Source organism: Glaciimonas sp. Gout2, from assembly GCF_035018905.1.
GTDB lineage: Bacteria > Pseudomonadota > Gammaproteobacteria > Burkholderiales > Burkholderiaceae_D > Glaciimonas.
The window spans coordinates 13,800-40,545 of the sequence record NZ_JASJXA010000037.1; the positions used below are offsets into that span (position 1 = coordinate 13,800).

The 26,746-nt window shown below is 47.7% G+C and carries 16 protein-coding genes; 2 read left to right on the top strand and 14 right to left on the bottom strand.

Translation table 11 applies throughout. The features are described 5' to 3' along the window. Positions 1 to 34: 34 nt before the first annotated feature. Complete coding sequence (locus QN379_RS19085; RefSeq protein WP_322232414.1) at positions 35 to 1,747, top strand: peptide chain release factor 3; 1,713 nt, start codon at positions 35 to 37, stop codon at positions 1,745 to 1,747. Positions 1,748 to 1,858: 111 nt separating this feature from the next. On the opposite strand, the gene QN379_RS19090 is transcribed toward QN379_RS19085, so the two are convergent. The 6 genes from QN379_RS19090 to hemC all read right to left on the bottom strand — a co-directional run bounded on the left by QN379_RS19090 (position 1,859) and on the right by hemC (position 9,684). Further along, complete coding sequence (locus QN379_RS19090; protein ID WP_323507320.1) at positions 1,859 to 3,190, bottom strand: dicarboxylate/amino acid:cation symporter; 1,332 nt, start codon at positions 3,188 to 3,190, stop codon at positions 1,859 to 1,861. A 409-nt stretch (positions 3,191 to 3,599) separates the two neighbouring features. Beyond that, on the bottom strand, positions 3,600 to 4,904 hold the full coding sequence (locus QN379_RS19095) for a hemolysin family protein (protein WP_322232416.1): 1,305 nt from the start codon (positions 4,902 to 4,904) through the stop codon (positions 3,600 to 3,602). A gap of 405 nt (positions 4,905 to 5,309) precedes the next feature. Then, on the bottom strand, positions 5,310 to 6,506 hold the full coding sequence (locus QN379_RS19100) for a heme biosynthesis HemY N-terminal domain-containing protein (protein ID WP_322232417.1): 1,197 nt from the start codon (positions 6,504 to 6,506) through the stop codon (positions 5,310 to 5,312). A gap of 4 nt (positions 6,507 to 6,510) precedes the next feature. Then, the gene (locus QN379_RS19105; protein ID WP_322232418.1) at positions 6,511 to 7,779 is read right to left on the bottom strand and encodes a uroporphyrinogen-III C-methyltransferase; all 1,269 of its coding nucleotides are present in this window, start codon (positions 7,777 to 7,779) and stop codon (positions 6,511 to 6,513) included. Positions 7,780 to 7,781: 2 nt separating this feature from the next. Next, positions 7,782 to 8,564, bottom strand: coding sequence for a uroporphyrinogen-III synthase (locus tag QN379_RS19110; RefSeq protein WP_322232419.1), 783 nt, complete (start codon positions 8,562 to 8,564; stop codon positions 7,782 to 7,784). A gap of 166 nt (positions 8,565 to 8,730) precedes the next feature. Further along, on the bottom strand, positions 8,731 to 9,684 hold the full coding sequence (gene hemC / locus QN379_RS19115) for a hydroxymethylbilane synthase (RefSeq protein ID WP_322232420.1): 954 nt from the start codon (positions 9,682 to 9,684) through the stop codon (positions 8,731 to 8,733). Between the two features lie 359 nt (positions 9,685 to 10,043). Between hemC and ppc the strand changes: the two genes are divergently transcribed. Further along, a complete protein-coding gene (gene ppc, locus QN379_RS19120; protein ID WP_322232421.1) occupies positions 10,044 to 12,926 on the top strand; it encodes a phosphoenolpyruvate carboxylase in 2,883 nt (960 codons plus the stop codon). A 298-nt stretch (positions 12,927 to 13,224) separates the two neighbouring features. Here ppc and tssM read toward each other — a convergent pair whose 3' ends face one another. The 8 genes from tssM to tssH form a co-directional block, all read right to left on the bottom strand. Next, on the bottom strand, positions 13,225 to 17,163 hold the full coding sequence (gene tssM, locus QN379_RS19125; RefSeq protein WP_323507321.1) for a type VI secretion system membrane subunit TssM: 3,939 nt from the start codon (positions 17,161 to 17,163) through the stop codon (positions 13,225 to 13,227). A 10-nt stretch (positions 17,164 to 17,173) separates the two neighbouring features. Beyond that, positions 17,174 to 18,541, bottom strand: a complete 1,368-nt coding sequence (gene icmH / locus QN379_RS19130) for a type IVB secretion system protein IcmH/DotU (RefSeq protein ID WP_323507322.1) — start codon at positions 18,539 to 18,541, stop codon at positions 17,174 to 17,176. Further along, positions 18,538 to 19,887: a type VI secretion system baseplate subunit TssK gene (tssK, locus tag QN379_RS19135; RefSeq protein WP_323507323.1), complete on the bottom strand. Its 1,350-nt coding sequence runs from the start codon at positions 19,885 to 19,887 to the stop codon at positions 18,538 to 18,540. Before tssK ends, icmH begins: the two co-directional genes overlap by 4 nt. 3 nt (positions 19,888 to 19,890) lie before the next feature. Beyond that, on the bottom strand, positions 19,891 to 20,364 hold the full coding sequence (gene tssJ / locus QN379_RS19140; RefSeq protein ID WP_322232425.1) for a type VI secretion system lipoprotein TssJ: 474 nt from the start codon (positions 20,362 to 20,364) through the stop codon (positions 19,891 to 19,893). Positions 20,365 to 20,580: 216 nt separating this feature from the next. Beyond that, positions 20,581 to 21,063, bottom strand: a complete 483-nt coding sequence (locus QN379_RS19145) for an Hcp family type VI secretion system effector (RefSeq protein WP_322232426.1) — start codon at positions 21,061 to 21,063, stop codon at positions 20,581 to 20,583. Between the two features lie 344 nt (positions 21,064 to 21,407). After that, on the bottom strand, positions 21,408 to 22,907 hold the full coding sequence (gene tssC, locus QN379_RS19150) for a type VI secretion system contractile sheath large subunit (RefSeq protein WP_323507324.1): 1,500 nt from the start codon (positions 22,905 to 22,907) through the stop codon (positions 21,408 to 21,410). 56 nt (positions 22,908 to 22,963) lie between these two features. Beyond that, entirely contained in the window at positions 22,964 to 23,500 is a 537-nt protein-coding gene (gene tssB, locus QN379_RS19155) for a type VI secretion system contractile sheath small subunit (RefSeq protein WP_322232428.1), read from the bottom strand. A 323-nt stretch (positions 23,501 to 23,823) separates the two neighbouring features. Then, complete coding sequence (tssH, locus tag QN379_RS19160) at positions 23,824 to 26,643, bottom strand: type VI secretion system ATPase TssH (RefSeq protein WP_323507325.1); 2,820 nt, start codon at positions 26,641 to 26,643, stop codon at positions 23,824 to 23,826. Positions 26,644 to 26,746: the final 103 nt, after the last annotated feature.

Consider the following 26,746-nt stretch of genomic DNA (forward strand, 5'->3'; position numbering starts at 1 on the left):
AGGCAAGCGACCGTAGTCGTTTGAAGCACGCATCATGCAAGAACCCATTTCCGCGCAACCGTCAGTCGATCAAGCCATCGCTCAGGGGATTGATCACGCCAGCGAGCAAATCAGCGATTCTGCCGAAGTTTCCGCAAATAACGTTTCGCTCGAACAAATCGCCAGCGAAGTTGGACGCCGCCGCACTTTTGGTATTATTTCCCATCCTGATGCCGGTAAAACCACGCTGACCGAAAAACTGTTGCTGTTTTCAGGCGCGATTCAGTTAGCCGGTACCGTCAAGGGCCGCAAGAGCGGACGCCACGCCACCTCTGACTGGATGGAAATTGAAAAGCAGCGCGGCATTTCTGTCGCCAGCTCGGTTATGCAATTCGAATACCGTGACCACGTGGTCAATTTGCTCGATACGCCCGGTCACCAGGACTTCTCGGAAGATACTTATCGCGTGCTGACTGCCGTAGACTCTGCATTGATGGTGATCGATGCCGCCAAAGGTGTCGAAACACAAACCATCAAGCTGCTCAACGTTTGCCGCATGCGCAACACACCGATCATCACATTGATGAACAAGATGGATCGCGAAACCCGCGATCCGCTAGAGTTGCTCGATGAACTGGAAACAGTATTAAAAATCCAGTGCGCGCCGGTGACATGGCCAATTGGTATGGGTAAATCATTCCGCGGCGTATATCACCTGCTGCGGGACGAAATCTTATTGTTTGCGCCAGGGAGTGAAAAAGCCGATCAGACTTTCGAAGTCATCAAAGGCATCGACAATCCACGTCTCGATGAGATGTTCCCGCGTGAGATTGAACAATTGCGGATGGAAGTCGAACTGGTGCATGGCGCATCCCATCCTTTCGATAAAGAAGCGTTTTTAGCGGGTATTCAGACGCCGGTGTTTTTCGGCTCTGCGATTAACAACTTCGGTATCCGCGAAATTCTTAATGCATTGATCGACTGGGCTCAGCCGCCCGGCGCACGCGATGCCACTATCCGCACTGTCGCACCGACAGAGAAACCATTCTCCGGCTTCGTATTTAAGATTCAGGCCAATATGGATCCGGCGCATCGTGACCGGATTGCCTTCCTGCGGGTCTGTTCTGGCCACTTCGAACGTGGCATGAAAATCAAGCATCTGCGCCTTAATCGAGAAATCAAGGTCTCGAACGTCGTGACCTTCATGGCGTCGAGCCGTGAACAAGTTGAAGAAGCATTCGCTGGCGACATCATCGGCTTACCGAACCACGGCAATATGCAGATTGGCGATAGTTTCTCAGAAGGCGAACTGTTGCAGTTCACTGGAATCCCCTACTTTGCGCCAGATTTTTTCCGCTCAGTACGGATTCGTAATCCACTGAAAATCAAGCAACTGCACAAAGGTTTGCAACAGCTAGGCGAAGAAGGTGCGATTCAGGTTTTCAAACCGGTTTCCAGCAGCGATCTGGTGCTTGGCGGCGTGGGTGTACTGCAATTTGAAGTGGTTGCCAGTCGCTTGATGAATGAATACGGCGTCGATGCCGTGTTTGAAGGCACCAGCATTAGCAGCGCCCGCTGGATTAGCTGCGCCGATAAGAAGATGTTGGCGGATTTTGAAAGATCATCTGCCGGAAACTACCTTGCTCACGATGCCGCCGGCAATCTGGCTTATCTGGCGAGTTCGGGCGTTAACCTGCGTCTGGCGCAAGAGCGTTGGCCGCAAATTACATTCCACGAAACGCGCGAACATGCGGTGAAACTATCCTGATCTGAAAGTGAAGGTTTATTCAGATGTAAAAAAAACGGTCCATTGGACCGTTTTTTTATTTGTCTCACGAGATAACGGCAAATGCCGTATCCCGTTTTACGTCTAGACATCTCAAGCTTTGTAAGCCCCTTTGTTATCGGCAGCCGCCAATTTAGCATTCTGGTACTCAAGTTCCTGCTCCGGATCGACCTTACCATCCAATTGTTGATGCAACCGTACTTCATCCAAATCGCCCGACCATTTTGCGACCACAATCGTCGCAATACCGTTACCAACAGTATTGGTCAAAGCCCGTGCTTCGGACATAAAGCGGTCGATTCCCAGGATCAGCGCTAATCCTGCGACCGGCACATGACCAACCGCGGTCAATGTTGCTGCCAGCACAATGAAGCCACTACCCGTCACGCCAGCTGCACCTTTAGACGTCAATAACAACACCAGCAGCAAGGTAATTTGATGCCAAATCGTCAACGGTGTGTCCGTCGCCTGCGCAATGAATATGGCTGCCATGGTCAGGTAAATCGACGTACCGTCCAAATTAAAAGAGTAGCCTGTTGGGATCACCAGACCAACCACCGATTGCTTGGCACCAAGGTTTTCCATCTTCGCCATCAAGCGCGGCAACACCGTCTCTGATGATGATGTGCCCAAGACGATTAATAACTCTTCCTTGATGTATTTAACAAACTTCCAAATACTAAAACCATGCAATCTGGCAACGGTGCCAAGTACAACGAAAACAAAGATGAGACAAGTTGCGTAAAACAACCCCATCAGTTTTCCCAGTGACAACAGTGAACCGATACCGTATTTACCAATAGTGAATGCCATCGCACCAAAAGCACCGATTGGAGCCACTTTCATGATCAGGCCCACAATGCCGAATAAGACATGTGACAGTTTTTCGATCAAATCAAAAATCAGCGTGCCACGACCGCCAAAACGATGCAGTGCAAAACCAAAAAGTACCGATATCAATAGCACCTGCAAAATGTTGCCTTGCGCAAAAGCATCGACAAAAGTGCTAGGAATAATGTGGAAGAAAAAGTCGCTGGTGGACTCCATTTTGCCAGGCGCTGTGTAGGCGGCGAGGCTTTTGGTATCCAGCGCGGTGACGTCAATATGCATCCCTGCACCCGGCTGAAAAATATTGATCATAATCAAACCGATGACCAAGGCCAGCGTGCTCATGATCTCAAAATAGAGTAAAGCCATCCCGCCGGTTTTGCCGACTTTTTTCATGTCTTCCATACCGGCAATACCAATCACTACGGTACAGAAAATAACCGGTGCGATGATCATCTTGATCAGTTTGATAAAGCCGTCGCCCAACGGCTTCATTGAAGCCCCGGTTTCCGGGTAAAAGTGTCCCACCAATACACCAATGACGATGGCGGTTAATACCTGGACGTACAGTGATTTATACAGCGGCTTTTTTGCCATTTTATCTCTCCATTTACACATATTGTGCTTAGATTTTTTCTGCCTGCGGCAATCTTTGTTAACTCTGCACCACATATCGGCCATAAGTCAACGACAGCCACGCAACAATATTCTTCCCTAATACCCTTTTCCAATTTTTGGTACTGCACTCGTTAATCACGAGCAAGCAAAGTTGCTTGTGACAGTAAAAGCCATAAAAATTAGGAAGTCCGCAACTTTAGCTGAACCAGACAGTATCGTTCAAGCTATTTGCAGAGATATGTGGAAATCACTTAGCCGCGATGAAAGCGAGCAGGAGAGCGTTAAAAAAGGAAAATTGAAGTATTTAGATGGCTGTGGCGCTGGCTGGCCATCGAGAAAGTTTCTGCAGGGACGCGCGCTCTCGTCCCTCGCCCTTTAGCGTTTGAAATTACTGCACGGTTGCCGGATATACTTTCACCAGCACGATACGTGGCCCGTTCATCTTTTTGACGACAATATCAAAACCATCGAACGCGACTTTCTGCCCCTCTTGCGGCAGATTACCCAACTTGGCCATAATCAATCCGCCCACCGAGTCAACGTCGTCGATCTCTTCGATATCGCCACCCAAAATTCGCTCCAGTGAGAAGATCGGCAAACTACCTTTACCCACCAACGTACCATCCTCAAGACGCGTCCAATCATTGTCGTTAAGACGGAACTCGTCGCGAATTTCACCCACCAATGCACCCAACAGGTTATCAAGTGTAATAAAACCACGCGGTACCAAGCCTTTTTTGCCGATGATGGCAAAGTGCGGCGCGCCACTGCGTACGAGGCGAAATAAGGCTAAAGCAGACATGCGAGAGGAAATATACTGGACCGGACGCAAATACTCTTTCAAGCTTTCTATCGACTTCCCTTCTTGCTGCGCGAAGAAAAGATCCTTCATATGCACAACACCAAGAACGGTCACCCCATCATCGTCAAAATAAGGATAACGACTAAAGCGATGGCGATAAATAATTTGCAAATTTTCGTGGAGGCTTAAATTGGCATGTAGTGCCGCAACCTCATTAATTGGCCGCATCAGATCCGATACTTCGAGTTCACTGAAATCCAATGTTTGCGCAAGCACATTCCACTCATCCGGCGTGAACCTTTCGCTGGAGCGGCTGCTCCGTAAAATCAATTTCAACTCATCGGCAGAGTATTGCGTATCATGGCCGTGGCCTTGCGCTAAGCCAAATAATTTTAGTAGTCCGTTGGCGCTGGCGTTCAACAACCAGATTGCCGGATACATCATCCAGTAGAAACCATATAGTGGCAACGCACTCCACATGCCCACTACTTCAGGATTACGAATGGCCATGGTCTTTGGCATAAGTTCACCGACCACGATATGTAGGAATGAAATAACAAAAAATGCGAAGATAAAGGAAGCGCCGTGAATAATCTCGGGAGATGCAATGCCAATCCAGCCAAAAACGGGTTCCAACAATCCGGCAAAAGCCGGTTCACCAATCCAACCTAAACCAAGCGAGGCCAATGTAATGCCTAGCTGACAAGCAGATAAATAAGCGTCTAGCTGGCGGTGCACCGTCGATAAAATGCGTCCGCGTGTCCCGTGTGTTTTGGCAATTGCCCGAATCCGCGTTTGACGCAATTTAACTAAACTAAACTCGGCGGCAACAAAAAAGCCATTGAGCGCAACCAAAAATAGCGCGGCAATGACTAATAACAAGTTATTCAATGCATCTCTTCCATAATATAAACAAGCACTAAGTATAGGCGAACGAACACAGTGCGGTGTGATGCGTTTTTATGGGATGCAAGAAATAAGCCGCAAAACAAGCGATTTAACGGGCACAAAGGGTGAAACCAAGAATAAATAAAACTTTGACCTGATGGTCAAAGAAATATATTCATTTTTTTGGATAGAATCTGGAAGAGATTAATATCTAAAATTTCTCCATAAATTATTAATTTAATAATTTAATATTTAATAATTTATGGAGGATTTCGATTCCGGATTGATTCAGGATTGATTCAGGATTGAAAATTCAGAATTTATCATCCGACTTGCTAGCAAGATGATTTTTGGTCCGGTTTAAAAATGGCAACAGAGTGTGGCTAATGTGTACATAAAACCTACAAACTACATCATCGTTGCTAACGCACATTGTCGATAATGCTCTGCTGCCTTTTCAGCGTTTTCCAAACCCTCGTGCAATTGCGCCAGTTTAAGGTGCGCTTCGCGCACGGTACGTGGTTCAGTGGCATTCGATAACGCCTGCTGTAAATGGCGCTGCGCCTTGCCCCACAACTTTTGTTTAAGGCAAAAGGTGCCAAGCGTCAGGGCTAATTCAGGGTCCTGCGGCTCTATAGCCGTCCAAGCCTCACATCGTTCAATTTGCGTCCGCAGCGCCGGTGTCCCTTCGCCCGCGACCGAGTCACGGTATACGCGCATCAATCGCACATCCCACTCAACCATCAAAGACTTCTCGATCATATTCCGCGCTTCATCCTGCATTTCGCGCTGCGTAAAGGCGCTAGCGGCGCGAATGACAAGGGACGGCTTGACACGATCCTCTGCCGGAATCGTCAACCATAGACGTTGAAGTGACTCCGCATCATGCGAAGCATCCTTCAACAAATCGTCATATGCCAACTCACGCAGCCGACTCGACAGCACGGGATTCAATGCATCATGCTTATCGAGTGTTTTCACCAGGCGTAGGACTTCAGGCCAGTTCTTGGCTTGCTGGTTTGCTTTTAATGCCAGACGCAAAGCTTGAATATGGCGAATGCCGCTCGCATTAAGCTCACTCACCGCGACCAGCGCGGCTTGCGGCTTATGTTCGTCCACCAGCAAGTTCAGCGTCGTCATCAGGCGCGCCGTCTTCATCGCTTCTTTGTCTTCGATACTTGAGAGCCAGATATCGCGACGGTCAAACTGTCCCATGCGATGCGCGGCACGAGCGGCGATCAACGCTGCAACGCCCAAATTGTCGTTCAATTCAGCGGCACGCGTGGCGGCCTTTTCGGCTTGGCCAAAACGTCCCTCAAACAAAGACTTAAGAGCGTCACGAAGTGCTTTATTGGATCGCTCTTCACGCTTTTGACGGCGATAAGAGATCACTTTTCCTGGTAATTTTTGTGTAGTCCGAATGGCGCGGACCAATATATATAAGGCAATGAAGAACAACGCTTGCAATAACAGGAAAAAATTCAGCGACAAATCTATGCGCTTAAACGAATAAAACAACGCGACGTTACCAACGTTATAACGGGCAGCGACAGCCAAGCCAATGGCGGCGGCAAACAGGGCAATGAGCCAAAGAAAAAATCGCATAAACCTATCGCTTGTTTTTGTAAGTACGAATCGCAGCCAGACTGTCCAACGCTGGCATATTGATTGACAAATTATTACCTTGTATCTGCTTTAACAGGGCCTGCGCGGTCTGCGTCTGCTTGGCACGGGTATCAAAATATTTCGTGATAGTTTCTTGCGCTGCGATCAAATCACTGCGGAAAGCCGACTCATTATGTGACAACAAACCAAGCCTTGCATTGAGCAAGCGTAATTTCAGATTCTCGCGTGCGTAGTATGCTTGCGTGGGCGACAAGAGCAACGCATCGGGCGAATTGACCGTCCGTACTCGTATAAGCTGGCCAATTTCTACCCACATTTCGGCAGTCCAGCTTTGCCACGTCTGCTTAATTACGTCGCCCCAATTGGTGCGAAGCTGACCATTTATTGATGTTGTGTTATCAAAAGCGGTCTTACCAACCAAATTAGCATCATTAGCCTTAGACCCTTTCGATCCTACCGGATGCGATCCTTTGTTGCTCAGCTTCTCGACGGACTGATTGATAGGTGGACTGGCTGGCGCGTTAATTGGCTGACTGGCCACGGCTACCGGTTGCACGTCTGATAACAAGGGAAGACTGTCTATTTGACTAATTAAACTATCCAGGCGCACTGCAATGCCAGTGGTATCAAGCGTCGGTAGTGCCTTCAGTCTATCGATATCGTGCGCAATAGCACTACGAATGATGACGAATTGCGGCTTGTCGGATCGCGCCAAATTCTTATCGGCATTTTCCAAGGCGATCAATGCCCCCGACACGTTACCCGCTAATTGCAATTGCTGGCTGGCGGTAGACAAAACATCCTCGACTTCAGATAACGCCCAATCATCGCCATTTTTTGAAAGATCCTGATATAACTGCGCCAACGCAAGCTGCTGACTTTGAGACTCAACTTGCTTGTTTTCCAACACAGCAACTTTCGCCTGAAGCTCTTTAGTCCCGTCCTGAACCGATTTAACTACAACTTTAGTGTCGTTATTACTACTATCGCCCACTTGCAAACGTCGCGCCATCTCAGTGCGCAACTTCACATTTTCGTTGTGAGAACTCCACCATTGCGCGGCCAGCAAGACTGCAAGTATCAGCACGAGAACATAGACCGTGCGTAACTGCTTATTAGCACTTTTGCCATTATTCAATGCGTATGGCTGCAACACGGAAGTATGCGGCGGCGAAGACGACGCGTTAATTTGTGGACCAGCTGTAGGGCCAGCGGGCTGGTGTGAGTGGGGAGTGGATTGCGGTTCAGTCATAGTTAGAATTGTAACGCGTCGAGTAGTCGTTCGTCCCCTGAGCCTGTCAGGGTTACTGCAGTAAATCCTAGCGCATGTGCAGTATCGGCAATGCGGGCGTGGGGAACTAGTAAATTTTTCTGTTGCATTTTTACAACATTAGGATCATCTTGTGCAACGTTTTCCATGGTTTGCACCATCTGCATCAATATTCTAAGGGCTTCTGAACTTGTGACTATCCAGTCATTTTGGGTCATCAGCAATTCCTGCAATTGGGTCGCCACAGCAGGCGTCATCGCAGGAGCCTGACGGCGGTATGACGAGAGCGACAACACCTCAGCGCCAGCAGCGCGCAAACTATCGGCTAACAACTCACGTCCACTGTCACCACGTACGATCAATACGTGTCGCCCTGATAAGCCAGGTAAATCTAACGCCTCCAGCAATCCTTCTGAGTCCGTTTTTGCAGCGTCAGGTGGGCTAAAAATAATCGCATTTTGTGCGCTGACGCCGTGGCGTCCCAACGCCAGTCGGCTACCTTCACCAACAATGCCAATTGCCACGCCGGGCGGCCACTGCGCTATATACTTGAAAGCCGCATCAATGGCATTAGGGCTGACAAACGCGACCATTGCAAAGCGATCAAGCGTTACCAACGTTGCTTGTAATTCAGCATCATCGGTCAGCGGTAGAATTTCCAATAATGGAAAGATAACCGGTTCTCCACCTCGGGCCGTAATCTCTTGCGCCAGCAGTACCGCTTGCGCTCGCGGACGTGTAATCACGATCGGTCGCCGTCTACTCATGCAGATCAAACTCCTAAAATGGTTGCCTTGTTGCTTTGCTGCGTCGCTTTACTAGGTTCCTTGGGCTTCTCGCAAAACATCAAAAAGCCATTAAAACCGCTAAAACTATTAGCAGAAGCACCGACTCCTTCATATATCGCGTTAGAACCTTATTGGAATCCTCTGATTAAGCATCTTCCGCGAAATCCTCTTTACATGCAGCCAGAATCGCAGCAGCACCTTGCTGTTCGAGTAATTCGGCAATCTGCATGCCCAGCGCTTCGGGCGCGTCAGCAGCTCCTATGATATCGGCGGTCACTGATCGTAAACCATCAGGTGTACCGATCATTGCGCGCAAACGCATATTGGGACCTTCTATAGTTGCAAATGCCGCCAGAGGAATCTGACAACTCCCTCCAAAAACCCGCGACAAAGTGCGTTCGGCGGTAACCGCCCGAGCACTGGCTAAATGATTTAAAGGAGCGAGTGCTTGCTGCAGATCATCGCGACCCTCACAAATTTCGATGGCCATCGCGCCCTGCCCCGGTGCTGGCAGACTTTGTTCTGGCGCGATCACCGCCCTTATCCGTTCAGCTAATCCCAGCCGTTTCAAACCTGCTGCAGCGAGAATAATAGCCGCATATTCGCCCTTATCCAATTTACCCAAACGCGTATCCAAATTACCGCGCAAAGGTTTGATCACCAAATGCGGAAAGCGCGCAGCTATCAACGCCTGACGTCGAAGACTACTCGTTCCGACAATCGCGCCCGTTGGCAGTGTCTCAATAGATGCGTAATCGTTAGATACAAAAGCATCACGCGGATCTTCGCGCTCCAACACGGCCGCCAGCGCAAAACCTTCGGGCAATTCCATTGGCATATCCTTCAATGAATGCACCGCCAAATCAGCGCGGCCTTCAGCCATTGCCACTTCCAGCTCTTTAACGAAAAGACCTTTACCACCTACCTTGGACAACGTTCGGTCAAGTATTTGATCCCCGCGCGTAGTCATACCGAGAATTTCAACGACGCAGTCCGGATATAATTCCATTAATCTAGCACGCACGTGTTCGGCCTGCCACATGGCTAAGCGACTTTCGCGGGATGCAATTATTAACTTGGAGGGAGGAAATATTTTCAACACACGCTCTTTCATGTTTTATCAAAGTAGCCCAATACGGCCACACCCGCGTCGCAACGACGCAGGCTGTCAGGCCAAATTCTAGCATGCGCCCCTTCAGCGTCTGTACTAACAATCAATGGAAACCGTACTTAACATCCGGTTATTGGTAATTTTCGCGTTGTTTACTTGCGCTCCTGTCGTCGTTAAAGAGCATCTTAGAATACGAACACCACATTATTGCACCTTGGCATTGTCGATTGAACTGCTATTCCATCCCTATTTGAGTTAATGTCTTAGTCTTTGGTTGTAATCGGGCTAACAAGTTATCGTTGGCCAATTTCTATCTTTCATTCAGAAAAGCAGACAGCACGTCCACCATGGCAAAAAAACTGATCCCCTCGACATCTCCCGCTCGCACCAAGAGTCCCCTTCCTAATAAAGACGCTCCGCTCAAAGAAGATATCCGGCTGTTAGGACGTCTGTTAGGCGACGTCTTGCGCGATCAGGAGGGTGATGCCGTATTTGACGTAGTCGAAACGATACGCCAGACTGCCGTGCGTTTTCGTCGCGAATCAGATCAACAGGCCGGCGCTGACCTTGATAAGTTATTGAAAAAACTAACACGCGACCAGACCAATTCTGTTGTGCGTGCATTTTCGTATTTCTCGCATTTGGCCAATATCGCTGAAGATCAGCATCACAATCGTCGCCGTCGCGCGCATTTGCTGGCTGGTTCAGCTGCGCAGCCGGGCAGCGTTGCACATGCGCTGACCAAGCTTGATGACGCTGGCGTATCCGGTGCGACGGTGCGTAACTTTCTAAAAGATGCCCTGATTTCGCCCGTACTTACCGCACATCCAACGGAAGTACAGCGCAAGAGTATTCTAGATGCTGAGCGGGAAATAGCCCGTCTGTTAGCCGAGCGTGACAAGCCGCATACACCAAAAGAGTTGCGTGACAATAGCGAACTTTTACGTGGTCGCATCGCCACCTTGTGGCAAACACGTATGTTGCGCTATTCGAAGTTGACGGTCGCGGACGAAATAGAAAATGCTCTGTCCTACCACCGCATCACTTTTTTACGTGAATTACCTGCGCTTTACGACGATATCGAATCTGAAATCGCCACCCAGTTCCCGACCCGCGCCCGCCAATCAGGTGCCGTCGCACCTTTGGCTCCCTTTGTGCAAATGGGAAGCTGGATCGGCGGCGATCGCGACGGTAATCCGAATGTCAACGCTGATACCATGAAGCACGCATTGCAACGGCAATCGACCACCATCCTCGATTTCTATCTGGAAGAAGTTCATCTATTAGGCGCAGAACTTTCGGTATCGACGCTGATGGTTGGCGTCAACCCAGAGTTAGAGGCATTGGCTCAGTGCTCGCCTGACATGTCAGACCATCGTTCCGATGAGCCGTACCGACGCGCCTTAATCGGCATTTATGCGCGACTCGCTGCGACCGCCCGCGATCTTGGTGCGACCAATATTTTGCGTAATGAAGTTGGCGCCGCGTCACACTACGTCACCGTGTCTGAGTTTACGCAAGAACTGCAAATCATCGAAGACTCGCTGGTCGCCAACCACGGCGGCGCACTGGTTAAGCCGCGCTTATCTACTCTAAAGCGCGCTAGCCAAATTTTTGGATTTCATCTGGCCTCGCTGGACATGCGTCAAAGTTCCGACGTGCATGAACGCGTACTCACCGAGTTATTTGTCCGCTCAGGCGTAGAACCGAAATACAACCAACTCAGCGAAGAGCAAAAAATTGCCCTGCTTTTAGCTGAATTGCATAATCCACGTCCGCTTTTCTCGCAATATATAAGCTATACGGACGAGACCAACTCAGAGCTTAGCATTATGCGGATGGCACGCGAAATCCGTCAACGCTACGGTGCACGTGCGATTCGTAACTACATCATCTCGCATACTGAAACCGTCTCTGACTTGCTAGAGGTCATGGTCCTTCAACAGGAAACCGGATTGCTACGCATCCAGCTGGACACTACCGACAACAGCGCTAAGGCAGTCGTCAACAGTGAGCCTGAGTTGATGGTCATTCCGTTGTTTGAAACGATTCCCGACCTGCGCGCTGCAGCCGACATTATGCAGCGCTGGATGTCCCTACCACCCGTCGCGAAGCTGATTGTAGAACAAGGCCGCTTGCAAGAAGTCATGCTGGGATATTCCGATTCCAATAAAGATGGCGGTTTCCTGACCTCAAATTGGGAATTATATAAAGCAGAAGTCGAACTGGTTCGCGTCTTCGATGCTGCGGGTGTCAAACTTCGCTTGTTCCATGGACGGGGCGGCACAGTTGGTCGTGGCGGCGGCCCAAGCTATCAAGCTATCCTGGCGCAACCACCAGGCACGGTGAATGGTCAAATTCGGCTAACCGAACAAGGCGAAATTATTGCGTCAAAATTCTCAAACCCAGAGATTGGTCGCCGTAATCTGGAGCTGCTGGTGGCAGCAACACTAGAAGCCAGTCTGATGCCGCATACCGCTGTCGGTAAGCAAGCCAAAAAATTGAGCGAATTTGAACAATTAATGGATGGCTTATCCGACCGTGCCTATCAGGCTTACCGCCACCTCGTTTATGAAACCCCCGGATTTACGGATTATTTCTTTGAAGCGACACCCATTGCAGAAATCGCAGAACTAAATATTGGCTCGCGTCCAGCTTCCCGCAAGTCGACCCGTCGGATTGAAGATTTGCGTGCCATTCCGTGGGGATTCTCTTGGGGTCAATGTCGCTTGTTGCTGCCGGGCTGGTATGGATTCGGCAGTGCATTATCAGGATGGTTGAACGATGCCGATGCGAGAACCAAAACGCAAAAAATGACACTGTTGCGTACCATGTATAAAGAATGGCCGTTCTTCGCCACACTACTCTCAAACATGGATATGGTGCTATCTAAAACAGACTTGGCTGTTGCATCACGTTACGCAGCATTAGTAACTGACCGGAAATTGCGGAACAGTATTTTTAAGCGGATTGTGCAAGAACATGAACTCACCAGCAGCTTGCTGTCATCGATTACCGGTGCCAAGGAGCGACTGGCGAATAACCCATTGTTGGCACGCTCAATAAAAAATCGGTTCGCTTATCTCGATCCGCTCAATCACTTGCAGGTGGAATTAATCAAACGTCACCGTAGTGTCACGGCATCGGGCAAGACAACTGAAGAACGGGTCAAACGCGGAATACATTTAAGCATTAATGGTATTGCAGCAGGATTACGGAATACGGGTTAAACAAAATACTTCTGTTTGTCGTAGACAATATTCAATACAAATAAAAAGTAGGCTGAATCAATGCATTGATTCAGCCTACTTTTTTATTCCAGGCAAATTGGAAGCGTAAAGGTATGCTCTCGATGGTTCAATGACGTGTTACTCATCATCCGGTCAAATGATCTCAAAATCCACCACATCAGATTATGTTAACTGCGGATTCAGAGTCGAATTCTGTCAACCTTTCACGCAAAAATAAACTCCCATGGCTTTGCATTACTGAGCCATAGTGAAGCCGCCTTACTACAATTTACCGCGCTCATATGATTCCGGTTGGGCAATGAAAGCCATCAAATAACTTACCAGTCAGGGGATTCGGCAAACTGTCAGTTTGTAAGTCAAGCACGACCTGCCGACCATCAAATGTGTATTCCACTGCAACCCGATTGGAAGAGGCCGTCTCAATTGCGCGACCACGCGCCACCAAGTGAAATAGTGCCCATGGTCCATCAGTCCGATCGGATGAAGTATCAGGACGCACCCGTGGGTTAGCCGAGATCTCCGCCATTGCGCCACCGCGTGGACCCGGCCAACTCACCCTAAAAGGTAATATTGGTCCGTGTGAATATCGAAATGCCTGCCCGTCAATATCCACCAACAGTTGTGTAATTGCTGGATCAATCGAGGCTACTTTTACATTCATTTTCCATGACATTCGTTTCGAGCCTGGATCGCGGAAAAACACTTCGCGGATCGCCGCTGCTCGCTCAAATGGTGCTAAATCGGGACCACTCACCACCGGCAGCGCCGAATCGACTACTTTATAACGCCAAGGTTTTATACTGCTATCAACAAGTCCCGTGAGATGTTTCTGAAAGAAGTCGTCAATCAGACCACCGCTAGAAAAGACACGAATAAAGTCCTCAATATCAACCTCCTGATTACTTGTCACGAAAGGATATTTCCCCTCGATCGCAGTCCGGCAAGCGTGCCCTACCCCTGTTTCTATTTGCATTGACAACAATGCCACGGCTTCCTTCAATTTGGCAGTTTGTAATCGTTTAATGTCATGCCGAACCGTTTCGGAAGCATGTTCGGCAACACCGTACAATACCGCTTGGAAAGGCTGCGGGAGGCGTGCCGACTCCATCCGCAGCTTGTCACCAATATCATTAACCAACGGCAACTCACTATTGGCGAGTGCATTGTCAGCGACTACCAATAGTGTGTATTGCTCGTTAAGCAAACCGACAATGGCGTCTAATTGTAACGCTCTTTCAACCACGGGAATAACCCGCAAAGCTGGTCCACTTCCGGTATCTGCCTGACCAGTCACTACCTCACGCAGCGCGGCGAATCGATTGTCCACCAATTCTTTTTCCAACTTTAGATTTCCCCTCCCATTAGCATTCAATGTATTAGGAAGTGAACTTGGGGTTCTAACGCCTTCTGATGTTTTACCAATAATTGCCAAAGCTTTATCGGTCAAGGATTCATCCGCAGACGAAGCGAGAAAGGACAGCGAAGTTTCACTGGTTGCAGCACGTGCAAGTCGGACCAACGGTGAATCGGGGGCTGCCAAAATACGCAGAGCCTGAACGTCAAGAGCCAACGAACCGGTCGTGACATTTGCAATGCTGGAAAGTGGCCGAATATCGTCCAAAAATTGATACCAGTAATTCCCGTAATCCGTCAGGTACTGGCGGCGGATATCATTAATGGTCCGAGTAGTTAGCGCATGAACCCCATTTCCCTGAGCCAAATAAGCCTGCTTGACATCCCCGCGTCGCCCCATCACCCATGCGTCCGCTATTTGTGCATGACTCACAAATTCTGGCAAACGCTTATTAAAAACATGATGGTACCCGTGATAAGAATACAAGCCAGGCACTCCGCGTTCCAGCGACGAACCATTTTTCATCGTCAGGATAACGTTCGCCTGCGGACCAAGTACCCGCAACAACGTAAAATTGTCGGGAGCCTCTTTTTCCATTGCAGCGATAGCACGCTTATAAAGTCGAGTCGTAATGGGATTATTATCCAAAAAAGTACGCGCAACTCTAATAAGATCCTCATTTTTTGGTGACAAAGATTGTACTTGCTGCCCTTCTGCAAAAAGTGCAGTCAAATGAGGCATCAAAGCCGTCTGACCACCAAGTTCCTCGGCACTATCAAAGCGCTCCCAGTCATGTAATACCCAACTTTTAATCGTCTGTCCATTGAAATGGTCTTTATCGAACAGCATCAGGTAAGCCGCAAGCGTGTCATAAACGGCGTCCGCGTCCCTTGCCTTGATATTAGCAGCCAGAGCGGTATCAATACGTCTGACGATTTGTGGCAATAGCAATTGTTGCTGTAGAGACGCGTAAGTTTTTTGTCCTGAATGTTCAATCGCGGGCGCGGCATAGAGGCCGTAACGATAGGCACCGCCTGGGCTCTCTACATTGAGGTCTTTATAGCGCGACAAATCACGGGCCGAATCAAGCACTGTTGAAATCTCCCATAGATTTGGGTTTTTTCGGTAAGACATCACAAGCTCTTCCAGCGCAAGAGTCTTGCCTTTAATTGTTTGCAAATATCTGTGGTTATTGCCGAAACTTCCCACTAGTGCACTTCCGAACCAGACAAAAAGTGTTATCGTTAAAAAATGCCCTACCATTCGTATCAGTCGAAAACGCCATTCCCAACGTAAGTTGGGCCGAACCAGATGTGCCTCCGGAATGATAACGTGTCGAAATAAGTTATTCAGAAAAAAACTGCGATTGTTTGTTCGACTGCTGCCTTGCGAGTTGTTACCAGGTTGATCACCGCCGAGCGTCTTCAACTCTTCAAAACCACGCCGAAACCGCTGAAATAATGTTGCGCGATCTACAGCCAGAATTTCACCTGTTTGCGCTGCGCTGGTAAAGTAGACACCACGTAACCCACTGCGAAGTTGCGTATCGTCATAGAGAGAGTCGAGGAAAACCTGTCCGAGGAATTCTGTTAACAGGACAGACAAACTCCGAAATTCCTGAGGTAGGGCATACAGCTTCTTACGTCGGACGAGATCATATTCCTCTTGTAGACGACTATCGACACCCGCCTCAAGGCGTAGTCCCAGCAACGCAAGCTCCTGCTCGTAGTTAGCACCGGTTTTTTGAAATACGGTCGTTACACTTTCTTTATGATAAGGAAGCGTGAAACCCCATATTTGGGCACGCTGCTCTACTGTCAACGATTGAAAATACTCAGAAAATCCAGGCAAGAAATCCAACTTGGTGATAACGACATAAACAGGAAAGCGAATCCCAAGATTACTGCGCAGTTCAGTGAGTCTCGCACGCATCGTTGTTCCTAAGATGGCACGGGATTCAGATGTTCTTTTGAGTAAGTCAGGAACGCTTACCGTCAGCAGCACGCCATTGAGCGGTGCACGCGGTCGATATTTACGTAATTGCCCTAACAAGCCAGTCCATTCGGCGGCATTCACATTCTTAGTTTTTCCACTCTTTTGATCGTCCTGCTCAACGTAGCGCCCTGCGGTGTCAATCAGCACAGAGTCGTTCGCATACCAATAGTCACAATTATGTGTGCCGTTTTGCTCCGTCAAAGCGGCCTCACTCGCCTCGTTGACCAGGGGAAACTCAAGACCAGAGTTACGTATAACTGTGGTTTTTCCCGCTCCGGTGGTACCAATTATCATGTACCAGGGAAGTGCATACAAATATCGCTTTCCCTCAAGCAGTCCAGTTATTCCACTAAGGCCACGCATCATCTTCAATTGCCGAATAGCCTTCGAGACAACTGACCTAACCGCATGTATCTCAACACGGGCAACGTCTGATGACTGATTTTTTATGGGATGAAAGACTTTCCGCAATAAATCATCGTCACTACGCATTGCCTGTACTAATTTATAAAGCCAATACGTTCCATAACCAATCACTACCATCGATACAATGAGCACCCGCAGCCATTCGGATGCTAGCGGTTGCACATCACCTAATACCAGCAGTGGTCCGGCATTCCAAATTAGTAAACAAAATGCAGCAACGCCAACGATACTTGCGGGCAAATGCATTAGTCTGCCAAGCAAGGCTGCCAGTAATAAAACAATCAGCGTCACGCGCATAGCAGTGCCAACCATCGGGTAAAGCCCGCCGAATCCAAATAACGGGCCCACAAACCAAATAGCCAGGGCGATTAACAATAAGGCGACAAATACAAATACTTGTCGTGAAAAAATCAAATCAACTATTCTTTTAAGAGAAGACATTGCGTTCCTGTTACTGCTTAACTACGATATCTACGCGGCGGTTGCGCGCGCGTTCTGCTGCGGTTGCATTACCAACAATGGGCTCTGCGGCACCCCTCCCAATGGTCACTATAAGGTCTCCGGAAATCCCGTGAGTTTTAAAATATTGACCAACGAACCCGGCACGCTTTTCAGATAGCACCTGATTATCAGGAAATTCAGCGGTGTGAATACGTTGACTGTCGGTATGACCGATGATGGTTACCTGTCCACCCATACGGATAATTTCACTCGCCACTTTGTCTAAAGTCGGTCTGATATTATTCTGCACCGAACTCTTCCCTTGAACAAACATCGTATCTCCCTGGAATGTGACGATACTACGATCGGCCTCGTCAGATACACTTACCAAGCCAGCCGAAATTTCAGATTTCAATAAAGCAGATAGACGTAAAGGAATCACCTTGGCTGGTGTCAGCGACACCCGAGACGGTTGTAGTGACTGTTTAGCGATAGCAATAATATGCCGTTCGATTTCGACGCTTTTTTCAAGTAAATGGTATTTGTACCAAAAAAATAATCCAAACAGGACCAGGCCCAGTAGCGATGCCATAGTCCATACCGGCAAACTACGTAAGAGCGACATTCGACCTGCTGGTTCACCCTGCCAATGCTGCGACAATCCCGGTTTGAGTGGGTCGCGCGCGCTATTAAGTAGGGTCAGAAGTCGCTGACGAATATTGTCAATATGACGTCGTCCATCGGCTATAACGCTATAGCGCCCCTCAAAACCAAGTCCGAGAATATGCAATAAAATCTCGATGACACTTTCGTATTGCTGCGGGTCACTTGCCAGACGTCCAAGGAGTAAAAAAAACTTCTCCCCGCCATCATTTTCACCCTCAAAGGTGACTAACAAACTTTTCAGTGCCCATTCGCCTCCAGCCCATTCAGTGCGATTGGCGCTTTCATCCAAGGCAGTACAAATACAATACCGCACTACCGTCACGTGCTTCCATGGAAGATTTGCGGTATCGCACAAAGTCTGAAAATCAAAAATTTCGCGCACTAACAACAAATAGAGTGCATCGACTTTTTCCCTCTCTGTGAGCTTTTCAGGCATGTCGGCTAATGCGCGTAACAAAGGTCCGGCGGCTTCTAGCAACGGATTTATGGCCGCCTTTACTTTGATTAGTCGACTCTGAAGACTATTCGCCAGATCAAATTCATTGGAAACCTCTGCAACCGATTCGGATCTTTTTAGTTCCGACTCTTCGGCATTCCACAATAATGTAGCGGATAAACCAGCTTGTTTTACGCCCTGCGCTGGATTGATAGTTTCTCCGCTTGACGCATCTTCACGTTGGTCGCCGCCATCACTTTCGGCTGACGTACTCATTTATTTCGCACTCCCCATAATTCAATTTGAAGCTCTGGGAAAACTCCTGCAACATGCATAGCAAGTCCACCATGCTTCGCTATCTGCTCCCAGAGCGGCCCGCTACGTGCCAGCTCAAAATATACATACCCGGCATTGAATGGAATTTGCCGCGGCGGAACGGGTAATGGGATAAGCGACAAACCAGGCAAGTGCGAGCGGACCAGTTCCGGTAAGCGTTGCGGTGGACCAATTTTTGTTTGTGCAGCAAAATGCATTTTTAATGTATCGGCTGGCATTTGCGCGCTAACGGCCAGTACCAAACTGGTGAAACCAGCCAATTCTGTGGGCAACATCGCAGCATTCCGAATTCCATGCGCCTGGTCAGTCAAAGGAATGGGTTGTGCACTTCGGATGAGTACCTGGCTCAGTAGATCGTATATATTGTCAACGAGCGGCTTAATACTTCCGTATATGGACATGTGGTTGTAACCAGGTACGACAACAGGTCGACGGGTCTGCGGACGCACAAACGTTGACAGCTCGCCTGACAGCATGATGAGTTGACGGTACAGTTCAACCGGGGCAATTTCGCCGATCTGGCACATGTGCTCCAGCAATGGTTCATACCGGTTTAAAATTTGCAATAAAAGGTAATCAGAAACCTCAGCACCAGCTCCGGCCTTACCATCACTACCGGAAAGGCGAGCCGAAAGTGCATCAGCCCGTAATTTAGACAAACCGTGCAATTGCAATATCCACTCGCGAAGTAAGCTATTCGCGGAGCAACCCGTCACAGGAGGAATATGATCGTTGTCATGCAGAGTAACAGCACCATCCGACTTTAACGACTTGATGCGAGTTAACGCGATGCCAATCCACGACTCAGTTAGCTCGCTCTCGGGAAGGAGACGTAAGCGCAAATGACATAACTGAACGGGTTTTGGTCCTTGCCCAATTGCGTTACTGTCGCGCAGTTCATCGTCGAATGCGAGGTAACGAGCCAATGATCCTCCTCGATCATCAAAAGTCGTCTCTTCTGCATTCGGTAAGCGCAATGGAACGGCCAGATAGATCGTCTGATTTTGATGCTCAGGAACAATCGTCAATGGCGGCGGTGGCGGTGTATGAATGGGAACATCAAACGGTGTGCCGTCTGAAAAAATACCGGAGCCACTTTTAAATACTAACTTTCCAAACAGTAAGGTTTCTCTATCAATTTCATACTGATTGAATCCCCAAAAAAATGGACTTAGCGACGCCGTCCTTTTATGAGAAAAATGTTCGAAATAACGTTCCTGCTGCTGAAACAATTGTGGTCGTAAAAAAAGTCCTTCGCTCCACACTACTTTGTTATACCAACTCATTTTTTAATCCAGTTCAGTGATCGAAACAGTCTGCTCATCGAGATAGATCTTGAGCCTCGCCTTGTCAGCGGGAATTGCGGCTCTGTACCATGCCGCATCCGGCGCAACGTCCAACGTATGAATCACTCTCCACACAGATTTCCCCAAATCACGAAAGCCTGCCAATACAGCAATAGAAGTGGTTTCTGGATGTGTTTTTCGCTGGATTATCTGCTTGTTACCGGGACGCAGAATGAACTCATCCATGTGAAGCAAGTCCGATCCGATTACATTTTTTCCATTATTTTGTAAAGAAATAAAATCCGCATCGTCAAAACTTGCAGCCGACTTAAGTTCGTACACTCTCACCATAACCGGCGCAGATCGACCTCGGTCGTCTTGATTAACATGTCTACTTGCCTCAATCTGAAGGTCCAGTTTAGTTTGCTCTTTAATAGGTGATCCGCTACTACATGCCATCAGCGTCGATATCAGCAAGAGTGCTCCAAAGTGCCTTAACACAATAAATTGAAATTGGTGTTTAGGAAATAAATCTGAATACATTTGTAGTAAGAAAAATAGGGCAAAAAATGGTTGCCCACAATGCCCTGAAAAAACAGAACACTCTGCCCAACCTTCTCAAAAAAATCCGCCAGAAAATTCTCCGGCGAAAAAAATCTGCATCACCAATTGGAAAATGCAATAAATTTAATTTTAGGCCACGTTCTTTTTAATATCGAACGTTGCGGTGATTGCGCCTCCGCTGCCACCTTGTGCGTTCTGAACCACATATTCGTGCTTCAATCTAGAGAACGACAAACGCACCGTTTCTTTCGGGCGCGTCTCATCAATGCTGGTGCCCGAAGCCGCAACACGCGTAACCAAAACGTCGTTCATGGTCAACTTAAGATATTCCAGTGGATTGCCGCCTGCTTTACGCACGACAAGAACTGACTCATCAATATGTTTACCGCTCAGGCAATATTGAATTAAGTTAGGACTAGCACGATCGATATAGTGTTGAAACTCCAAATCGTCAACGGTCGCTTTACCAGCACCGCCGCCGGAACCTGCATGCATATTTGACTGTTGGGAAACACTCCACGACCAACTTAAGACTTCAATTTCCGCTTTATGACTTTTGTCAGACGATTCGCCGTCAATGCCGTTAATCTTAAGAAACATATCCTGTGCCATGCGCGTTATTCCTTTTTTCTTTGGTTAAAAAAACTTCTAGGTGAGTGATTTGAAAAATTCCGTCATACCAATTACTGGAATTATTTTTTTTTAGGCGAGCGCCGCATCGCTCCGTTTCTTTAACGATGTGTCTAAATAGAAACCACCGCTTCGCTCATCAAAAATATTACTATTTATTTAGCGCTAAATAGGTTGTAGCGCTTCTCCGCTCCATAGCTTTCAAACTGGTTTGAAAGCTGGCCACGATTAACCAGGTATTCCAGAATCGGAGTTGGTATGTTCAAACCAAATTCGTCATGAGGCCCTTATATATATGGAAATCCACGCCATGTATCCTGAGTTGGTTATGGCGCCTCCTTAATTAAAGGTAACTTTGCCACCAGGCGTAGAGAAACCGTCAAACCCTCTAACTGAAAGTGCGGCCTCAAGAAAAATTTAGCTTGGTAGTAACCAGGGTTGCCCTCGACATCTTCTACAACCACTTCGGCGGCCGCTAATGGACGGCGGGCCTTGGTTTCTTGAGACGAGTTGGCAGGATCTGCGTCAACATAATTCATTACCCACCCGTTCAACCATTGCTGCATTTCTTCACGCTCTTTGAACGAACCAATTTTGTCCCGAACGATGCACTTAAGATAGTGAGCGAAGCGAGAGCAAGCAAACAAATATGGAAGACGCGCCGAAAGATTCGCGTTCGCGGTAGCATCGGCATCATGATACTCAACAGCTTTTTGGAGTGATTGCGCCCCGATAAAGGCTGCATAATCTGTATTCTTTCGATGGATCAATGGAATGAAGCCATTTTTTGCCAGTTCCGCTTCACGACGATCCGAAATCGCAATTTCGGTAGGGCACTTAATGTCGACTCCGCCATCATCGGTAGGAAAGGTATGGCAGGGCAAATTTTCTACAACGCCACCGCTTTCAACGCCACGAATTAATGTGCACCAGCCATAACGCTTGAATGAACGATTAATGTTCACTGCCATTGCATAGGCCGCATTTGCCCAAACATATTTCAGGTGATCAGCGCCATCTGTGGTTTCTTCAAAATCGAATTCGTCCACCGGATTGGTATTAATACCGTATGGCAGACGCGCTAAAAACCGCGGCATAGTCATCCCGATATAGCGCGCATCTTCTGAATTACGCAACGCATTCCAGGATGCATATTCCAGATTCTGAGTAAATATCTTCGTCAGATCGCGCGGGTTAGCCAGCTCTTGCCAGGAATCCATTTGCAGCACAGACGGCGACGCCCCTGTAATAAATGGCGAATGTGATGCAGCGGCGACCTTGGCAATAGAGGCTAAGAGATCGACATCCGCCGGCGTATGATCAAAGTAATAATCGGCAACGAGACAACCATATGGCTCACCGCCAAGTTGCCCATATTCTTCTTCGTAAATCTGCTTGAAGAAAGGACTTTGATCCCATGCCACGCCTTTATAACGTGTCATGGTACGCCGTAATTCGTCCTTCGAAACATCCATGAATCGAATTTTTAGATTCTCATCTGTTTCGGTATTGGTGACCAAATGATGCAAACCTCTCCATGCACTTTCGACCTGTTGAAATTTAACATGATGCAAAATCAGATTGATTTGCTCCGATAGTTTATGGTCAATTTCTGCAATGATTGTCTGAATGTTTTTGTAAGCATCATCGCCTATCGTGATCGCATTTGCGAGCGCTTGCTCGGCGAGTGTTTTGACGGCACTCTCTACCGCCTCACGCGCCTGCTCGGTTTTTGGTTTGAACTCTCGTGACAGTAAGGCACTGAAATCAGATTGCGACACTGCAGCATCCACTGCAGGTCGAGCTAACGTTTCACGTACAGCCATATTTTCCTCTTTGAATTAATTAATCACTACAATTTGGCGGCCGAATAACTTTGTTGCTATTTGGAATCTGGCGTCTTTGGAGATGCTTTCTGGGATTCCGGTTTTGGGGCATTTGCCAATATGTTGAGTAATGCAGGATCCTTCAGCACACTAGTGACAAGACTTTCTGCGCCGGCCTTTCCATCCATGTATGTCTGTAGGTTTGCTAGTTGGGTCCTGGCTTCTAAAAGCTGTGACAACGCCGAAACCTTTCTGGCGATGGCTGCAGGAGAAAAATCTTCCATATTTTCGAATGTCATATCCACCAGGAGTTGGCCATTACCGGTAAGGGTATTAGGTACTGAAAATGCCACACGCGGGTTCATCGCTTTCATACGTTCATCGAAATTATCCGTATCAATACTAAAAAATTTTCGATCGCCGATTGGTGGCAAGGCGTCAATTGGCATCCCAGATAAGTCGGCGACAACGCCCATCACAAAGGGAAGTTCAACTTTTTTTTCCGAACCATAAATTTCGACGTCATATTCAATTTGTACTCGAGGGGCACGATTACGTGCCATAAATTTCTGCGAACTATTAGATTCAGACATAGGACCTTTAAATGACGTTGATAAATAAATAAACGTGTTACTCGTAAAATTTCTGGAATTAGTAATGAAAAAATCTGCTTGATTCGATTAATTCGATTAATTCGATTAATTCGATTAATTCGATTAATTCAATTACTTTCTGTTGCGCCATACGAACTAATTAATATAAAAAATAGTTAACATGAATTTAGCGCGCTATCCGGCTAGCGCGAGAAAAATTCCTGCGCCAGGATTGCACTGTAAAAGGCATTGGTATATAGGGAGTCAATCAAGCTATTTCAGAGAAATCGAGTCTGTAAAAAAGCCAAGCTTGATAGTCCTAATCATTCCGGATGATAGACAATTTTCCCCGACTCCATATCGATTCGAAGCCGCTTTATTGGCAGACCTTTGCCTTGCATATCCAACCAATATCGACTGATACCAGGTAAAATTTTTTGCTCAATAAAACTAATCAACGTACGAGCGCCGGTTTCTTCAGTGGGGCAGTGAGCGACAATATAGCTCACCACTTGCGAACTATATTCCAACGTAATCTGATGAGTTCGTTCCATACGAGCGCAAACACGATCTAGTTGCAGACTCACAATATGAGCAATGCTGTCGTCCATTAACGGAAGATAAGGAACGATACAAACACGGCCGATAAATGCAGATGGAAAAATACTTAACAACTCCGGCTGCAAAGCATCCAGCAAATCCTGAACTTCAGGAAGTTGATCCAAGTTTTCGCATACATTGGAAAGCAATTCGCCACCGACGTTGCTGGTAAGTATCAGCACGGTGTTTCTAAAGTCGATGACACGACCTTCGCCGTCCTCCATCCAACCCTTGTCAAAAACTTGATAAAAAACTTCATGCACGTCTGGATGCGCTTTCTCTATTTCATCGAGTAAGACAACGCTGTATGGCCGTCGACGGACCGCTTCAGTTAACACTCCCCCATCACCGTAACCCACGTATCCCGGAGGTGCCCCTTTTAACGACGAGACCGTGTGCGCCTCCTGATATTCACTCATATTGATCGTAATTAGATTCTGCTCGCCTCCATAGAGCATCTCCGAGATGGCAAACGCGGTCTCAGTTTTCCCAACACCCGATGGTCCCACCAACAAAAACACACCAATTGGCTTTCCTGGGTCGCTCATGCCAGCGCTTGCGGTCTGGAGCCGTTCGCTGATTAACGCCAAGGCTGCAGACTGACCAATCACCCGCTGCGCCAATTGATCAGGCAACTTCAATACGGCATCAATCTTATCTTGCAACATTCGCCCAACTGGAATACCCGTCCAATCAGCAACGATAGAAGCAATTACTGACGCATTAACCTCAGAATGGACCATCGGCGTATCTTGTTGAAGCTCTCTTAGTTCAGCTTCCAATTTACGCAATGCCTCTTGAAGGTCCGCCTCTTCTGGCTGATCCGACGGTTCGTCCGTCTTAACGGCAGCGTCGAATCCATGAATCGGCCATCTCGCTTCTGAAAGTTCCTGCACTCCTGCAAGTGTGGATACGGATATTTTTTCCTTTATCGAACCTATCGACGCTTTTGGTAGGGACTCGACAATATCCGGATTTGACTTAACTTCTTGAGTTAAAGTGCTTCCGGCTAACTTCTGGCGTATCAGGAGCAGACGTTCTGTTAACGCTTTTTCGGCTTCCCAACGGAATTCTTGCGTTTTGGCGTCCTGCTTAAGCTTAACTATTTTTATGTGTAATTTCGCGATTTTTTCTTGATTCGGCCTACCAAGACTTTGTTCTTTTTTTAGCATACCGGCTTCAATCTCAGCCGCAAGCAATTGGAAGCGCAACATCTGCAGGGCTGCTGGTGGAGCATGAAAGGTGATCGCAACGCGCGCGCAAGCAGTGTCTAGCAGTCTAATTGCCTTGTCGGGTAATTGGCTAGCGGGAATGTAACGATGCGAAAGATTAACGGCCGCCAGAATCGCCTCATCCAATATCCAGACGCCGTGATGTTTTTCCAATGTACTCACCAAGCCTCGCAACATCGTTATGGCGCTAGCTATCGCCGGCTCCGGAATTTGTACTACCTGAAAACGACGCGCTAGCGCTGGGTCCTTCTCAATGTGACGCTTATACTCACTCCATGTAGTGGCACCGATAGTGCGTAAAATCCCGCGTGCGAGCGATGGCTTCAATAGGTTGGCAGCATCGCCGGTACCCGCAGTGCCGCCAGCGCCAACAAGTGTATGAATTTCGTCAATAAACAAGATCACCGGAGACGTGGCAACGATCACCTCTTCCAACACGCCTTTCAACCTTAATTCGAATTCACCCTTCATGCTCGCACCAGCTAATAATGCCGCAACATCAAGTGATAATAATCTTGTGTCAGCAAGGGACGGCGGCACTTCCCCTCTCGATATGGCAAGCGCAAAACCTTCAACCACTGCGGTTTTTCCGACCCCGGCATCGCCAGTCAGAAGAGGATTGTTCTGCCTCCGTCTTAATAAGATATCGATGATGGTACGGATTTCATGCTCACGTCCAATCACCGGATCAATTTTTCCTTCACGCGCCTGCTGAGTCAAATCCGTACAGTAAAGCGCCAAACTATTTTGGGTGGGTATTCGCTGGACCATTGCGTTGTTGACTTCACCCGGTAACGCGCAAGGAAATCCGCCGCCATCGAACGAAGTTTCCCCTTCTTCAATTGATCCTTGGGTAATGACAGGAAGCATGTCAATCAGCTCCTGAATTGGAATATTTTTGAATCCAATAAAAATGCCCGTTAACACCCTACGCAGCTCGGGTGTAGATAACAATGCCACCAGGAGATGACTACTACGTATCTTTCTTTCTTCGAACTCTAATGACGCATGAATCCAGGCTCGCTCAATCACCAACTCTATGTGATGTGAAAAATCAATTATTGAACTAGCATCGGTAGGAAGATGACTCAACGCCTTTTCCAATCCGATTTCCAAGCAATCCGCATCGATTTGAAAATGTTTAACAATCCGTCTTAAATCCGAATCTTTAGCTTTAACAATATGGCATAGCCAGTGTGCAATTTCTACGTATGGATTACCACGAAGCTTGCAAAAAGTGGTTGCACTTTCAATGCTTTTGAAAAGCGTTAGATCAAGTTTTCCGAACAATAATTGACGAGATAAAGTCATATATTTTTGTATTGTATAAATGAGATTTGAAGAAAAAAATTTACGTCATCAACTTTAGCGGCGCTATGGTTTGACGTATTCAAGTTCGAGCATAGTACACACA

Coding starts and splice junctions, on each gene's coding strand:
- tssC (WP_323507324.1), bottom strand. CDS start 22,907: ATGGCTGTACGTGAAACGTTAGCTCGACCTGCAGTGGATGCTGCAGTG.
- ppc (WP_322232421.1), top strand. CDS start 10,044: ATGGCAAAAAAACTGATCCCCTCGACATCTCCCGCTCGCACCAAGAGT.
- icmH (WP_323507322.1), bottom strand. CDS start 18,541: ATGAGTACGTCAGCCGAAAGTGATGGCGGCGACCAACGTGAAGATGCG.
- tssH (WP_323507325.1), bottom strand. CDS start 26,643: ATGACTTTATCTCGTCAATTATTGTTCGGAAAACTTGATCTAACGCTT.
- tssB (WP_322232428.1), bottom strand. CDS start 23,500: ATGTCTGAATCTAATAGTTCGCAGAAATTTATGGCACGTAATCGTGCC.
- QN379_RS19105 (WP_322232418.1), bottom strand. CDS start 7,779: ATGACTGAACCGCAATCCACTCCCCACTCACACCAGCCCGCTGGCCCT.
- QN379_RS19085 (WP_322232414.1), top strand. CDS start 35: ATGCAAGAACCCATTTCCGCGCAACCGTCAGTCGATCAAGCCATCGCT.
- tssK (WP_323507323.1), bottom strand. CDS start 19,887: ATGAGTTGGTATAACAAAGTAGTGTGGAGCGAAGGACTTTTTTTACGA.
- QN379_RS19110 (WP_322232419.1), bottom strand. CDS start 8,564: ATGAGTAGACGGCGACCGATCGTGATTACACGTCCGCGAGCGCAAGCG.
- tssM (WP_323507321.1), bottom strand. CDS start 17,163: ATGTCTTCTCTTAAAAGAATAGTTGATTTGATTTTTTCACGACAAGTA.
- QN379_RS19090 (WP_323507320.1), bottom strand. CDS start 3,190: ATGGCAAAAAAGCCGCTGTATAAATCACTGTACGTCCAGGTATTAACC.
- QN379_RS19145 (WP_322232426.1), bottom strand. CDS start 21,063: ATGGCACAGGATATGTTTCTTAAGATTAACGGCATTGACGGCGAATCG.
- QN379_RS19100 (WP_322232417.1), bottom strand. CDS start 6,506: ATGCGATTTTTTCTTTGGCTCATTGCCCTGTTTGCCGCCGCCATTGGC.